General features: G+C 48.2%; 10 protein-coding genes and 1 tRNA gene. 6 read left to right on the top strand and 5 right to left on the bottom strand.

Annotated elements, in window-relative coordinates; all coding sequences use genetic code 11:
* Nucleotides 1–65: 65 nt before the first annotated feature.
* Complete coding sequence (tgt, locus tag ACYVEA_RS32760) at nucleotides 66–1196, bottom strand: tRNA guanosine(34) transglycosylase Tgt (RefSeq protein ID WP_461117595.1); 1131 nt, start codon at nucleotides 1194–1196, stop codon at nucleotides 66–68.
* A 117-nt stretch (nucleotides 1197–1313) separates the two neighbouring features.
* On the opposite strand from tgt, the gene ACYVEA_RS32755 reads away from it, so the two are divergent.
* From ACYVEA_RS32755 to ACYVEA_RS32740, 4 genes are all read left to right on the top strand, one after another.
* Nucleotides 1314–2513: a glycosyltransferase gene (locus tag ACYVEA_RS32755; RefSeq protein WP_461117594.1), complete on the top strand. Its 1200-nt coding sequence runs from the start codon at nucleotides 1314–1316 to the stop codon at nucleotides 2511–2513.
* A gap of 27 nt (nucleotides 2514–2540) precedes the next feature.
* The gene (rsmG, locus tag ACYVEA_RS32750) at nucleotides 2541–3170 is read left to right on the top strand and encodes a 16S rRNA (guanine(527)-N(7))-methyltransferase RsmG (RefSeq protein WP_461117593.1); all 630 of its coding nucleotides are present in this window, start codon (nucleotides 2541–2543) and stop codon (nucleotides 3168–3170) included.
* A gap of 108 nt (nucleotides 3171–3278) precedes the next feature.
* On the top strand, nucleotides 3279–3581 hold the full coding sequence (locus ACYVEA_RS32745) for a hypothetical protein (RefSeq protein WP_461117592.1): 303 nt from the start codon (nucleotides 3279–3281) through the stop codon (nucleotides 3579–3581).
* Between the two features lie 97 nt (nucleotides 3582–3678).
* Nucleotides 3679–3752, top strand: a tRNA-Asn gene (locus ACYVEA_RS32740).
* A 164-nt stretch (nucleotides 3753–3916) separates the two neighbouring features.
* On the opposite strand, the gene ACYVEA_RS32735 is transcribed toward ACYVEA_RS32740, so the two are convergent.
* From ACYVEA_RS32735 to ACYVEA_RS32720, 4 genes are read right to left on the bottom strand one after another with little or no spacing between them, the layout of a single operon-like run.
* The gene (locus ACYVEA_RS32735) at nucleotides 3917–4609 is read right to left on the bottom strand and encodes a M48 family metallopeptidase (protein WP_461117591.1); all 693 of its coding nucleotides are present in this window, start codon (nucleotides 4607–4609) and stop codon (nucleotides 3917–3919) included.
* Nucleotides 4602–7787, bottom strand: coding sequence for a type I restriction endonuclease subunit R (locus tag ACYVEA_RS32730; RefSeq protein WP_461117590.1), 3186 nt, complete (start codon nucleotides 7785–7787; stop codon nucleotides 4602–4604). Before ACYVEA_RS32730 ends, ACYVEA_RS32735 begins: the two co-directional genes overlap by 8 nt.
* Nucleotides 7784–9034: a restriction endonuclease subunit S gene (locus tag ACYVEA_RS32725; RefSeq protein WP_461117589.1), complete on the bottom strand. Its 1251-nt coding sequence runs from the start codon at nucleotides 9032–9034 to the stop codon at nucleotides 7784–7786. Before ACYVEA_RS32725 ends, ACYVEA_RS32730 begins: the two co-directional genes overlap by 4 nt.
* Before the next feature lie 8 nt (nucleotides 9035–9042).
* Nucleotides 9043–10608: a type I restriction-modification system subunit M gene (locus tag ACYVEA_RS32720; protein ID WP_461117588.1), complete on the bottom strand. Its 1566-nt coding sequence runs from the start codon at nucleotides 10606–10608 to the stop codon at nucleotides 9043–9045.
* Between the two features lie 1044 nt (nucleotides 10609–11652).
* Between ACYVEA_RS32720 and ACYVEA_RS32715 the strand changes: the two genes are divergently transcribed.
* Both ACYVEA_RS32715 and ACYVEA_RS32710 read left to right on the top strand, forming a co-directional pair.
* Nucleotides 11653–11994: a hypothetical protein gene (locus ACYVEA_RS32715; RefSeq protein ID WP_461117587.1), complete on the top strand. Its 342-nt coding sequence runs from the start codon at nucleotides 11653–11655 to the stop codon at nucleotides 11992–11994.
* A 707-nt stretch (nucleotides 11995–12701) separates the two neighbouring features.
* Nucleotides 12702–14987: ligand-binding sensor domain-containing protein (locus ACYVEA_RS32710; protein ID WP_461117586.1), on the top strand; the 2286-nt coding region annotated here is incomplete at its 3' end.

The raw sequence follows: 14987 nt of genomic DNA, 5'->3' as shown, positions 1-14987 counted from the left end.
CGCAAAAAAGTCTCCCAATTTATGTTTTAGGAGACCTTTTGATGAACAGACAACACGTTTTGCGTTTACAAGCGCTGCATTAATTTGACAACCATTTCGTTTTTCCAGGCGATAAAGTCACCGGCCGCAATATGTTCCCGCGCTTGTCGGACAAGCCAGAGATAAAAGGTCAGGTTATGCAAACTGGCAATTTGGCCGCCTAATAACTCCTCTGATTTAACCAGGTGACGAAGATACGCTTTAGAATAAAACGTACTGGTATAACCACCCAGGCCCGCATCGATGGGGCTAAAGTCTTTATTCCATTTTTCGTTTTTAATATTAATAATTCCTTCCGTTGTGAACAGGAGACCGTGCCGGGCATTACGTGTTGGCATGACGCAGTCAAACATATCCACGCCTAAGGCGATGGCTTCCAGAATATTAGCCGGTGTTCCTACCCCCATCAGATAGCGAGGCTTATCGGCGGGCAGGATTCCATTCACCAACTCAATCATGGCATACATCTCCTCGGCGGGTTCGCCAACAGCCAGACCACCAATGGCATTCCCCTCGCGCTCTTTGCTGGCAATTACCTCCGCCGACTGGCGACGGAGATCAGCATACGTACTGCCCTGCACAATAGGGAACAACGTTTGTTGGTAACCGTAATGGCCTTCGGTGGCGTCGAAGCGGTCAATGCATCGACCAAGCCAGCGATGGGTCATGTCCATCGACTGACGGGCATATCCATATTCGCAGGGATAGGGCGTGCACTCATCGAACGCCATGATGATGTCGGCTCCGATGATTCGCTGAATATCCATCACACCTTCGGGCGTAAACGTATGTTTCGACCCATCGATATGCGATTTAAACGTAACGCCTTCTTCTTTAATCTTGCGTGTGTTCGACAATGAATATACCTGATAGCCACCTGAATCGGTCAAAATGGGACGACGCCAGCCATTAAAACCGTGCAATCCGCCAGCCTGACTTAATACGTCAAGACCGGGCCGAAGGTAAAGATGGTACGTATTGCCCAGAATGATTTCGGCATTAATGTCGGTTTCAAGCTCGCGCTGATGAACGGCCTTTACGGTACCCGCCGTGCCGACAGGCATAAAAATAGGCGTTTGGATAGGCCCATGATCGGTCGTCAGCGTGCCCGTTCGGGCTTTTGACTGCGGATCGTGGGCAGTGATTGAAAATGTCATAGCTGCAAAGATAGGGAAGATGGTGAAGAGAGGGAGGAAGGCGCAGAGGGCAAACAAGGAGTCACCAATTTCTTTTCTCCTTTTCCCTACCTTTGCTCCACATTTATCGACCTCTCTGTGATTACGGCAATACTGATAGTCTGGCTACTAATGGTCAGTATTCAGCTTATTTATATTTTTTTCGTTTATTCCCGAACGGCTTTTTATCGACAACCTATCCAGGATAATCCGGGCGAGTTAATATCGGACGCGGCCACCGCATCAGCCGATCAACCTGGCATTACTGTTATTGTCTGTGCCCGCAATGAACTGGATAATCTGATCGAATTATTGCCTTTGCTTAACGCGCAGGCGTATCCTGATTTTGAAGTTTTAGTGATGGATGACCGCTCAACCGATGGCACTACTACGTATCTGGAAAACGGCATCACCGATCTCAACCGCGTTCGATTCATTCGAATTGACAAGGAACACGAGCACGTAACGCCCAAAAAGTACGCCCTGACGATTGCACTCAAGAAGGCAAAGTTCTCCACCGTGTTGCTCACTGATGCTGACTGTCGCCCTGCCACGGCTAACTGGCTGGCAACTATGGTAGCGCCACTCAACAACACGAAGAAAGCGATAGTACTGGGATTTTCGCCTTACGAGAAACGACCGGGTTTGTTGAATCTGCTCATTCAATCCGAAACGTTATTTACGGCGGTCCAGTATTTTTCGCTGGCCTTAGTCGGTCGTCCCTACATGGGCGTTGGTCGCAATCTAGCCTATCGAACCGACCTCTTTTTTGCTAACAAGGGGTTTTATACACACAAGAACGTAGTGGGTGGCGACGATGACCTGTTTATGAACGAAGTAGCTACAGGACGTAATACGGCTATTTGCCTTCACCCGGATGCCTTTACATGGTCCAAGCCAAAAGAAACTTGGTCTGATTGGCGACTTCAGAAACGACGGCACTTAAGCGTCGGTAAATACTATAAATCTGGCCACAAATTTCGATTGGGTCTACTCATTGGTTCCCACGTTTTGACCTGGACATTTGCGCTCGCCCTCATCTTGATCGTCTTGCATCATGAATACTATCACATTTTATTCACCGCGCAGGAATGGCTACTTTTGCAGATCGTGACAGGCGCATTTGTCCTTCGACTACTAACATTCTGGGGTATTGTCGGACGTATTAGTTACCGGTTAGCCCATACGGTTCACTGGGCAATCATTCCTTACATGGACCTGACGTTGTCCGTTTATTTCGGCATAGCGGGACTAAAAAACTTTTTTACTCGTCGCAAAAAACGGCTTTACTGGCGGTAATGCGACATCGACAGGCTACCTGGACAAATGAATATTGACCTTATCTTAAAATACTTCCCTACTCTAACTGCTGAGCAAAAAGAACGCTTTGCAGCCTTGGATGGACTGTACCGCGACTGGAACGCAAAAATCAACGTTATTTCTCGTCAGGACATCGACGCGCTTTACGAAAAACACATATTACACTCGCTTAGTATCGCCAAAATCGTTCAATTCAAACCCGGGACCGAAATTCTGGATGTCGGAACGGGCGGGGGCTTTCCTGGCATCCCCCTGGCGATCATGTTTCCGATGGTTGACTTCCATCTGGTAGACAGTATTGGTAAAAAAATAAAGGTCGTGCAGGAAGTATCCGATGCGCTTGGCTTGACGAATGTAAAAGCTGAACAAACCCGGGTTGAGCAGATAAACACAACCTACGATTTTATTGTAAGCCGGGCCGTTACGCGGCTGAAGCCTTTTTTGGGCTGGGTACGTTACAAAATTCATAAGTCGGGCAACAACGATCGGCCGAATGGTGTTTTATACCTCAAAGGTGGCGACCTTACTGAGGAACTGGCCGAAGTTCCTGATCGTTACCGGGTTTATGATCTTTCAGACTATTTTGAAGAACCCTTTTTTGAGACGAAAAAAGTAATTTACATACCTAAAAAGTAGCCGGGATTTATCTGATTTTATTGACTGTCCTGATTTTGGCTTTAACGAAATCCGGTTGATACGTTCAACGTAAGTCAATAAAATCAGATAAATCCCGGTTCAAACACCATGGCAGAGAAATTTCGCAGCAGCAGCTTCAAAGACCCCCTCACGCCCGACGAGGTTGAGTTCAATGACAAGGGCGTTACGTTCCGGGCCCGCAAACTGATTGGCGGTACGGATAATTTTGTATTTTATTCCGATATCTCAGGGGTTGAGATTGACAATGGACTATTTTTTGCCACTGTGCGGATTATTCCGCGAGCGCGACCTGAGATTGTGATTCAAAACTTCTCAAAAGGCGACGCTCGGCGTATAAAGGAACTGATTTTACAGAACGTACCCAATCACCGCCCCGACGCTCTTAGGTAAAATTGAGTTTGAAAACCAATTTGTTACGTATAAAGCGATTTTTTTTCAACCTGATGCTTGTGTAATACAGCCGTGTGTTATACTTTTGCACCACGATTCCCGAATAGCTCAGTCGGTTAGAGCATCTGACTGTTAATCAGAGGGTCGCTGGTTCGAGCCCAGCTTCGGGAGCACTGTGAATCAAGCACTTAGCAGAAATGTTAAGTGCTTTTTTTATGACCGTTGCAATACAACTTGCAATACATTTTGCAAGTTTACAGATATCCATCCCGGTTATTAATAAACCAGGGATACTTATTGAAGAAAAATAAAACAGGATGACTTATTGAATTTCTTTACACCCGATACCGACTAAGCCGCTCATCTAGTTCTTTCCAGTTGGGCATATGACGTGATAGCTCAGCCCAGAACTCTTTGGCATGACTTTTCACCTTCGTGTGACACAGCTCATGCACAATCACGTAGTCGATTAGCGTATAAGGAAGTTTGATCAGATCAGGGTTGAGGATAATGGTATCGCTGCTGGTGCAACTGCCCCACCGTTTGCTCATCTGGCGGAACTTCAGTTCTTGGTACGGTAGGCCTGTTTTTACGGACCACTGACGGACACGAACTGTTAATTTCTCGTGAGCCTTGGCCCGAAAAAACGAATCTAACGCTTGATTAATAACGGGTTGGCAGTCGGTCGTTGGGTTAACCTGAATCCGGAAGCGGGACTGATTGAAATCGATGTGGGTCTTTTCTAAGGTAGCATCAAGCACCACTTCGGTATAATAATACTTGCCCAGATAAGCGATACGTGAGCCCGTTACTACGTCTGCTACGTTGATGGCCCGAACTAATTCCAGCTTGGATAGAATCCATCGAGCCTTTTTCAAGACTAGTTTATCAGCTTGAGGTTCCGGCAATCGGGGACCTTTCAGGACCACACCCTCGTCGCGGGAGACGCTGACGTAGTGCGCCTGACTATCCGGGCAATGTTGCACGGTGTAGCTGATGTTGCGGTCGCCGTAGGAAATATCAGGCATGGTTGTTCTTTCGCAGTAAATCGACGAGTTCGGATGCCTTCTTTTTGCGGGCGTCCAGCAAGGGCAACTTGTCTCTGAGTAAACGACTGATTTTCTGTTCCATCGAATGGCGCACTTCATGCTTTCCTTCCCAGCCTACAATGCCTAACTCGCCACTAATGTTGGTGAAGAGTTGTCGGGTGGTTTCGGCGGCATCCTCGTCGTAAAGCGCTGTCAGTGCGTTGAAGACGTCGATCTGTTGCGGGCTGGTAAATCCCTGCGCCTGACCGGCCTTCTGTTCATTAATCAGGTCGTCCTGAAGTTGGTCGTACCCCAGCAGCAGTTGCACCTGATCCAGTCGGCCCGCTTCGTGTTCTTTTAGTAAATTGTCCAGTCGCTGGGCCAATGGTTTAAAAAAATCTGGGTTGCGGTCCATGCCCACTTTAATGGTGTATTTGAGCTGATTGCGCATCTTCAACTCCTTCGTAGCGGGTGAGGCATTCAGGATGTCGGCCCGGAATTTATCGCGGTCAATGATCGACACGGGTTCGGCCAGCAGGTTCTCGACACCTTCGGCGATGAGATGCTTGTTGATTAGGTCCTGAAGCATTCGGCTCTCGTCGGCACTGACTTTTAATTCCTCGTCATCGGGATAGGCATTGCGGGCTCTGAGCTTGATTTCGTTGAACAGTTTGAAATCCGTCTCATACTTCATAGCCGCTACGTTGGGCAGCACAATACTGATCGACTTGTTAAATGTCTTCAGTAACTCTTTGAACGTATCGCGGTGGTGGATCGGCTCGATGTAGCGAACAAACGCGTCGATGAACGTATCGCGCTGGTAGTGGCGATCTATTCTGATGGGTTTGGCGAACGTAATGAGTTTGGCATGATTCAGTTCCAGCTTCGGGATTTCGTCGTTGAGGTTACGCAGAATATCATCGGGGCGGAGGTCGCCAGAGAAGATGTCCAGCGCCTGCATCAGCGAGGCCGTGATGCCGCAATAGTCGATAATGAAGCCAGCGGCTTTGCTTCGATACGTCCGGTTCACGCGGGCGATGGCCTGTAACAGGTTGTGCTCGCGCAACGGTTTATCGAGGTAGAGGCATCCGGCAATGGGCGCGTCGTAGCCGGTCAGCAACATGTCTGACACGATCAGAATGGCGGTGTTGTCATACTTTTTCTTCTTACCCGATTTCTCCAGATCGGCCTCGTTGCCAAACGGCAGTTTGAAATTAGTCGTTACGTCTTTAACCTGCTCGCTGGACGTGACCAGAATATCCTTTAGCTCATCAGGATGTTCCCGATTCCAGGCGATACGTTCAACATGATCGGCGGCAATGGGGTCCGATTTGGGTGAACCCAGACTAACCACCACGCGGGTCGTGAAGTCATGCAATCCCTCTTTTTTGAGGTTCAGCATCGTTTGCTGATAATCCAGTGCGGCCTGACGACCCGAACAGACCAGAATCGCTTTGTGGCCATCGGGAAAAATCTTGTCGCAATAGTGGGCCAGCAAGTGCAGGCTGATGTCGCGGATACGACCCGCCGAGAGTTGGTACTTTCGAAGTGCTACGTCCTTGAGCTTACTTTTCTTCTCCTCCGATTCGTTGGCAAATAGAGCCTCGAATTCGTCGTCCAGTTCGGTCTTTTTTACGTCCAGCCGCGCAATACCCGCATCGTAGAGCAGTTCGACGGTAGCGCCATCGGCCACGGATTCCTTAATGGTGTAGACGTCGAGGTATTGCTCGCCGTAGAATTCGGCCAGCGTCGATTTGTCTTCTTTGGAAATGGGCGTACCAGTGAAGGCTATGAACTTGGCATTCGGCAGCACTGAGCGCATGAAGGCGGCCAGAAATCCGTAGTGACTGCGGTGAGCCTCATCGACCAGAACGTACAGGTTGTCTTTGGTAGAGAGCACTTCCAGCGGAATTTCCTCGCGACTCACTTCGGTCCATTTACCGTCACGCACTGCTTTGGTAACCTGCACCAGCAAATTATCCATGATGTGCCGTTCAGTACGTGTCAGACCGTCTTCGTCGGGGGTGTCGTCGGCGGTGGCGTTTTTGTCAGCTTGCTGAAATTTCTGGATCGTGGTGGTGATGATGCCGCCGTAGTCGTTCCGCAGGATTTTGTCCAGATGCGCCACCGACGTGGCCTGTTGCACGGGTAAGCCGATGTGCTGGAACGTAGCGGTAATCTGCTGGTCCAGATCATTGCGGTCGGTCAGGATGAGGATGGTCGGGTTATGGAATTCATATTCTTCGGCGCGGAGCTTGCGCACGAGGTAAGCCATCGTGAGCGACTTGCCGCTGCCCTGCGTGTGCCACACAACGCCCCCCTGCTCGTGCTGCTGCAATTTGGCGATGGTGCGGTTGACGGCTCGCCACTGCTGATAACGCGGCAGTTTCTTGATTGTGCGTCCCTCGTCCTGCTCAAACAGGACGAAATGCCGCACCAGGTCCAGCAGCCGTTCGGGGCGAAACAGGTTGTAGAGCAAAATGTCCTGCGCGGTGGGCAACCGGCCACCCAGCAGCGCGAGTAAGTCGGGGTCATGATCGGCGCGGAAATGGGAATAAAACGCCTGCGGTGTGCCGATGGCGCCGTATTGACCGCCAACCTGCCAGATGCCTGCGCAAATCTGGTTGTAATGAAATACCGGTTCGTTGTTCCGTTGGTAGGCGTCCAGATCGTTCCAGGCGCTGTCCCAGGCGTTGGAAGCACTGCCCGCTTTGCACTCGATGATGCCCAGCGGCAAGCCGTTGACATACACCACAATATCGGGAATGGCGGTGAAGGCGTGTCCGCGAAACCGGAGCTGGTTGACGGCCAGCAAGTCGTTGTCGTTGGCGGGGCTGTAGTCGATGAAGCGGACGGGCACGAAGGACTCACTACCGTTTTTGGTCTGTTTGAGCGTAAAGTCCTCGCCCCGCAGCATGGCCCAGATTTTCTGGTTGGTTTCCATGAGCGACGTAGCGGACACCTGTGTAATGCGTTCGTAGGCGCGTTGCTGGTTGGCGGCATCCAGCGCCGGGTTGAGCCGCGCAATGGCCGCCCGCAACCGACCCGCCAGCACTACCTCCCCCGCATCGGGCCGCTCGGCTGACAGAGTTGCTCCCGATACGTAGTGATAGCCCATTTGTTGCAGCAAATGCAGGGCGGGTTGCTCAGACTGGACGAATTCAGGGCCTTGACTCATGCGGGAACGGCGTCTTCGGTTACGCGCACCCGCAGCTTGCCCGTGAGGAGTTGCTGCATCAGGCCGCGCTTGAGGGTTTGGTAGTGTTCCTTCTTATCACGTAGCACCTGAATTTTCTCCTCCACGGTTGTCAATAATTCAGCGATTTGGCGCTGTTCCCCGAGAGGAGGCAAAATGAACGCTAGTTTCGTTATATCAGACTTCTTTACATGGACAAAGGAAGATTTGAATCCGTGAGCTTTAGTTTCAATCTCGGCTTGCGCTTGTTTAAGTATTATATAGGCAAAGTCATAGTCTATTTTTGCTTGGTCCGGGACAACTCGAAAAATATGTTGATTCAAAACAGCTTTGTCTCCCTTCCAAATTCTAGCACCAAATGACACACCTTTCGTGCCTGACCAAGCAAACAAAATATCATTACTGTGGACGTAGTATCTATCCTCTATAAGGCCACTGTAATAGTTAAAAGGAGCATTTGAGTTGTTTAGATTTTGTATTCGAATAATTGGCAATCCTTCTAGTCCCCAATCACTTGGCTGAAAAGCTTTGCCATTTATTAAATCTAATACGTCTCCTAATTGCATTACCTCCCAACTTTCCGGAATCTCGCCTAGCGGTGAATCTTTGAACGTAGTGTGGCCAATGCCTTTGGTTAGCAGACGCTGCATCAGGCCGGTTTTTAGTTCGGCGGTTTTGGCTAATTGTTCGTCAATCACGGCCATCTTCTCATCCACCGTGGACAGGATTTCGGCAATTTTTTGTTGTTCGGCGAGGGGTGGAAGGGGAATTAGAAATCCGCTTACATCAGACGTATTTATTGCTGGATAATTTGAGCCAACTGTCAGTTTACTTATTTGCAATTGAATTGTCTCGCTGTATAATAATTGATAAATGAATCCACCAACAGAATCAGTATTTGGTGAAACAATAGCGAATCCGGTTGAGCAAATTACATCTGTTGTATCAAAATTGGCGATAGCATATCCGAGTAAGTTTGGACGTACTGTCGAAACCAATACGTCTCCATGTTTCATCTTTCTTCGAGCACGGGGAGATGAATCACCAAATCTCGTTTGATTAAGAGGAAAATTAATTTCACCCTGTTTTACTGCTGATAAATCGATGTACCAAAAAGTATAGTCGGCATCCGTTCCATTGGGCAAAGATGATTGATTGATAGTTGCAACTTTGCCGAGTTTTACCACTTCCCAATCCTCTGGAATTTCGCCAATTTTCGTCTGCTTCATTACGTTGCTCATAATCCAATTTCCTCCAGCAGACTTTCTAATTTGGCGTCAATGAGGGCTTCTTTCGCTTCCAGTTCGCGCAGGGCCGCATGAACGGCCGCTAATTCAATCACTTCGGCGGCTTCGCTCCGGTCTATGTAGCGCGAGATGTTCAGGTTGTAGTCGTTGGCTTTAATGTCGGCTACGTCCACCACCTTCATAAACTTGTCGATGTCCAGCCCTGCATCGTAGGCTGCCAGAATATGCTGTACGTGCCGGTCTTCGAGTTCGTTCTGATTTTTGCCTTCTTTAAACTCCTGGCTGGCGTCGATGATCCGCACCCGCTTCCGCAGTTCGACCGGTTTGGATTTGGTCAGCACCCAAATAGCCGCCGGGATGCCCGTGTTGTAGAACAGGGCAGAGGGCAGGCCCACAATCCCTTCCACGAGGTCGTCTTCCAGCAGTTTCTCACGAATACTCCCTTCCGCACCACCCCGAAACAACGTACCGTGGGGCAGGACCACGCCCATGCGCCCATTCTGGCGCAGTACCGCCAGCATATGCTGCAAAAACGCCATATCGGCGTAGCCTCTGGGGGGCGTACCATAATGCAGCCGGCCAAAATTATCGACCACAGCGGTGGCGTAATTGGGTGTCACTTCCTTTTCCTTGCCGTCTTTATCCAGCTTTTTGGGCAGGTTTATTTCGGCGGGTGTCCACCAGCGATCCTGCGAGAAGGGTGGATTGGCGATAACTCGGTCAAAGAGACGTAGTTCATTCTCGGAGTTTTTGTGTTGCGGGTTCACTAGCGTATCGCCCTTGCGCAGGTCAGCACTGTCGAAGTTGTGCAGCAGCATATTAAGCTTGGCAATGGCCCAGGTGCCCATGTTCTTCTCCTGCCCGAACAGCGATACGTTAATGAGGTTGCCCACTTTGCCGCCCTTCTGCTCCGCTACGTACCGCGCCGATTCGATGAGCATGCCACCCGAACCACAGGTCGGGTCAAAAATTTCGTTGCCCGGTTGCGGCTTAATCAGGCCTACAATCAGCTTCACCACACCACGCGGGGTATAGAACTCGCCCCCTTTCTTCCCGGCATCATCGGCAAACTGTTTGATGAGGTATTCGTAGGCATCGCCCAGCAAATCAGGCGTATATAGGTCAGCATTACGTAGCGAATGCTGGTTAAAATGACGGAGCAGCCGTTGCAGCGTATCGTCGTCCAGTTTTTCCTTATCCCCAAATTTGGTGGCTGTCATGACGCCCTCCAGTTTCAGGTCTTTATTGGCTTCCTCGATAGCGGCAAATGCTTTGTCGAGCACCACCCCAATATTTTCGGTCGCCTTTTTTACTTCGGCCCAACGGGCTTCGATGGGCATTTTGAAATACGTAGCGTCTTCGGCTTCTTCGCGGGTATAATCTTCCTCACGCGCCATGATGACTTCGACTTCCTCATCGAACACATCGTTGGCCCGTTTAAGGAACAGCAGTCCAAAGATGTAATTTTTAAAATCGGAGCTATCAATGCTGCCCCGTAGGATATTGGCCGAATCCCAGAGCCAGGATTCGAGGGTTTGTAAGTCTAATTTGGGCATAATTGGAAAAGAAAATGTACAGCAGGATATACCAGCTTAATCAGTGTATTTTAATCAGTGTCCACTACGTTGACGGGATGGTCTCGTGTTCGTATACTATAAGTAAGTGTAAAAGTTAGTGATGGCCAATGCTTCCAAACAGCGCTGGTGATGTTCAGCGCAACGCTCAGGCGGCCTTTTGGTGTTAATAATACCTACCCGTTTGTGATTACAAACGGTGAATATACTGGAAAGACGACTCAATTGGGTAGAGGAAACGACCCGAAACAGGCAAATTTGAGCGCTTAAGTCGCCAAGTCCATGATCTTCAGGAGAAAGTAAATTCCGAGTGCAGGACACCCACTTTGCAAAGTGAGTGCGGGAACTGATTCTCATTGAACTAGAAAAAAATATTTCTTTTAGCCTGAATCCAATAACGAGCCGGGGGAATGAAAAAAACGGTCAGTACCCGGGGGCGATTAAATCGGTAGTCCCTGTTCTTGCTTGTGTAACACCGTTTTCCTTATCCGTTTCCAGTGCCCATTTTCGATAAGTTTAAGTGCGTTTTTTCTTTCGAAAATGTTTTTTCGTACGATTTGCGCTGCTGCGTACTTGCGAAAGGGATGTTACGCCTACGAGTGGCGACATGAGTTATCCTACAATAAGATCTGTTTTCTGGTAAAGACTGTTATGAGCTGCTAGTAAAATAAATTCTATTGGCTGAATACTCTACCGACCCGTAAAGAGTGAACTGTTTTTTAATTCGTGACACTAATATGTGGTTTTTATGATAATAGCGTATCAATCAGAAATGTATAATTTCAACCCGTCAATATGATCTTAGAAAGGCACACTTGCCGCATGTTGGCCTGCTAATGAAGTGATTATACTTAAAAATTTAGTGCGAAATGGTAGCCATATAGGCGGTTTTCGGGCCTTAATCTCTGGACTTCGTTCAGTTTAGGGGTTAACTACTGATAGTAAGGAGGTTACTACTATTTCAGTGTTCTTATGTAGGCCAAATATTCGGTGTATTTACAACCATAAATCTTAACAATTTACCAGATGGCTGCGAACGTACTGACAAATCATAACCAAAATCCGTATAGGATTGGCAAACGAACTCAACACCTGGTTCTGTTTACGGCTGTTGATCATAAACTAAGCCGACTGCTTGGTCAGAGCTCCATCGCCTTACGGACCATGATCGTCTTGGCTAGTAAACTTAATGCGGAGGGCTATGCTTGCGCTACCCTAGACGAATTAGCGAAAATCCTGGGGACTCGTCGCAGTTATGTTAATAAAGGTGTTCTGGAACTGGCCAGGTGGAATCTGATTACCAAAAAGAAACGCAGTGAATATTGGATTGGGCCGGACGTCTTCCGGTCTGCTCAGATTGAGGTGTAAAAAAGCCATTAGTCGAAGTGGAGTCATTGACAAGATTTCTCTTTGAATCTTTACGAGCTCGATAGTTTAAGCGTATACGGTCAGGTAATAGTCAACGCCAAAGCTAAAAATCGATGTTGACTTAAAGTTATATTGACTTCAATTAATCGGCGGTTTTCGTAAACGATTTTTTAAAACGATCAAATAAAAGTCAACGTCCTTATCTATGGACTTTAACGGTGTTCAGAAAAATAGAAGTAGTGGCGGTTGATTTAACGATTTTGAATAGGGTAGGGGTAGGGTTGCTATAACCAGATTAAATAATTGTCAATACTAGTGCGTAGTATACGCTGTTAATTACCCGGTTGCGCCATAACGCTACCATTTATAATTTATGGACCAAAGGACGCTAGTCAGTCCAGCGCTGGCCAACCCGTCGCTACAATGGCAAGGCCTAGTTTTATGACTTAGCTGACTGGCAATCCAGCGGGTTTAATCAAACTATGAACTGCTCACAGTATTAATATTGTAAGCTGACCATTCCACGTAAACCCTAGGAAATTATTAGACCGTATTCTCCTTATTATTTAAAAAGCCTGAAACAACGAAAAATATTAACCATACAAATACGTAAATATGGCTAATATTTGGCTTCATAACGTATTTTTATATTTACATATATGTTCTAGTCTGATTGAATTATTAAGGTGCTAAGAATCCTTTTTTTTTTGTTTTCCCTAGCTCTTTTTCTGTTTCCCTATTATAGCATAGCCCAGAATAAGTCGGTTAGCAACTTTATCCTAAATCATTATACTGACGAGAATGGGTTACCCCAGAACAGCATCAAGGCAATGGCCTCTGATGGCTTGGGGTTCATCTGGATCGCTACGGAAAATGGGTTAGTACGATTTGATGGCCAACGGTTTTATGCCTTCACCAAAGCCAACTCCGCCATAACCAACAATCGATTTGCTGATTTAGAGCCCAGCATGAGTAGTATGGCAGGCCCTCATAAAAACCAAAAAGGACAGTCAAACCCAGCCCCCTCCACCCAGTCGGAACGATCCATTTTCGGTGTCGATGAGGAGCTTAATTTTGTCCGTATTCAACAGGGTAAGGCGGTGTTCGATTCCGGCTATACCGCCCGGGTCAGACACCTGCCCTTTATGAAGAAGGGGCGAATTCACACCTACATAGCCACTGGATTACCTAACTATTTAGATCTAAGTACGTATGGGCACCATTACATCATTCCCTTACCGGGTGAGCATGGCTGTTTTTATGTGTGTGATCATCAACAGGTCGCTTTTTACCAGAACTGGACTAAACGGCATCAAATCGCCGTTAAAACCGATAACTTTTGGAATTTTTTTACCTTGGGTACCACCCTCTTTTCCCGCTGTAAACAAGGGCCAATCTACCAGATCACTCCGTCGGGCAAAAAAAAGATAAGGATTCAACAGCCTTTTCAGCGACAAATTCTTGAAAAGGGGGAGATTTATTGGAATAACGCGGCCGACCAGTTGTTTGTCTATTATGGGCAATCGTTGTTTCGAATCGAAATCGATTCGAGGGGCCAGTTGTCAACCCAGCGAATACTGACGGGATTTGACTTTAGCGATAAGGTCATTAAATCGGTCTATCATGAAAAAATTACGGGGCAAATTTTCTTAGGGAGCCTGGTCAATGGTTTATATAAATTAAGCCCGAAACCGTTTGAAACGCTGCGTACTCAAGGGGATAATGTCTTTTATGCCCAGTTACCCTTTGATTCCAATAGTGTGTTAACCACCAAAGGGAGCATTTTAGGTAAAAATAGTCGTACGGGTCAGCAAATTGACAAAATCGTACCTGCCCTGCGGGCCAACATGGCCAATGATCGCAGTATAGTGACCGATAAGTGGAAACGAATTTGGATCCAGGGATCAGGGCAGTTGGTCCAGATTGATCTAAGCCGCAACCGGGTGCTTCAAGGCTGGAAATGGCCCGATGACTTCCAACTCTATCAAAGTCCCTGGGATGGTGCGATTTGGTTAGGAGGTAAAGAAACCGGACTTTTCCGAGTCGACTCCTTATCGGCCTCGACGGTTCCTGAGCCGATCAATAAGCTCAAATCGATCAGCTGTTTTTTGCAGGTAAGCCCCCAGCAGCTGCTCATGGGCACTCCGCATGGTCTCTACCGGTTGAATACCCGGACGCGAACCTGTCAAATCGTCCCGGGTACGAGCTTGTTTACGATCCGAAGCCTTTATCAGCCACGACCCGGCGAGCTTTGGTTCACCACCTACGGCGACGGCTTTTTTCTGTTGCTGGGGAATAGATTGATCCGGTTTCCCCTCGATGATGACCAGTATTTAGCGACGAGCCACAGCATCTTTGAAGACAAGCGGGGCTACTTCTGGATACCCACCAACAAAGGCCTTTTTCAGATGGCTCACCGTGATTTACTGGCCTACGACCAGGGCAACCAACTGGAGCGTCCTTTTTATGTCCAGTACACCAAAGAGCAGGGTTTTTTGACCAATGAATTCAACGGGGGCGGAGAGCCCGGCATCGTCCGGTTGGCCAATGGCTACGTGTCGATACCGTCACTGATGGGACTCGTCTGGTTCAAACCTGAACAACTCCAGCCTGCCTTACCTCGTGGTCCCCTGCTAGTCGATCGGGTCGAAGTCCGCCAGCAACTTTATCCCAACCAGGGGGATACGATCCAACTACCCACCGAGCCCCAACAGATTCGCTTTCATCTGACAACCCCTTATTTTGGTAACAGCCATAACCTCCGATTGGCTTACCAACTCCTGGTAGGGAATGCTGCCCCTAAAGCTGATGGTTGGATTCCGATTCCTGCCCAGGAACCGAGCATTCTCGTATCGAGTTTACCGCTGGGTAGCTATCGGTTGCTCATTCGAAAGACCAATGGTTTTGGGCTTGGCAATTATAGTTACAAACGCATTCTCATTGTGGTTCCCCCGCGCTGGTACGAAACCTGGTGGATGCGACTCATCATGATC

It is taken from the genome of Spirosoma jeollabukense, from assembly GCF_054777855.1.
This window is presented reverse-complemented; position numbering and strand designations above follow the sequence as displayed.

Bases quoted from the DNA above. Each gene is read 5' to 3' on its own strand.
- ACYVEA_RS32715 (WP_461117587.1), top strand. From the start codon at position 11,653: ATGGCTGCGAACGTACTGACAAATCATAACCAAAATCCGTATAGGATT.
- ACYVEA_RS32730 (WP_461117590.1), bottom strand. From the start codon at position 7,787: ATGAGTCAAGGCCCTGAATTCGTCCAGTCTGAGCAACCCGCCCTGCAT.
- ACYVEA_RS32745 (WP_461117592.1), top strand. From the start codon at position 3,279: ATGGCAGAGAAATTTCGCAGCAGCAGCTTCAAAGACCCCCTCACGCCC.
- ACYVEA_RS32720 (WP_461117588.1), bottom strand. From the start codon at position 10,608: ATGCCCAAATTAGACTTACAAACCCTCGAATCCTGGCTCTGGGATTCG.
- ACYVEA_RS32725 (WP_461117589.1), bottom strand. From the start codon at position 9,034: ATGAAGCAGACGAAAATTGGCGAAATTCCAGAGGATTGGGAAGTGGTA.
- tgt (WP_461117595.1), bottom strand. From the start codon at position 1,196: ATGACATTTTCAATCACTGCCCACGATCCGCAGTCAAAAGCCCGAACG.
- rsmG (WP_461117593.1), top strand. From the start codon at position 2,541: ATGAATATTGACCTTATCTTAAAATACTTCCCTACTCTAACTGCTGAG.
- ACYVEA_RS32735 (WP_461117591.1), bottom strand. From the start codon at position 4,609: ATGCCTGATATTTCCTACGGCGACCGCAACATCAGCTACACCGTGCAA.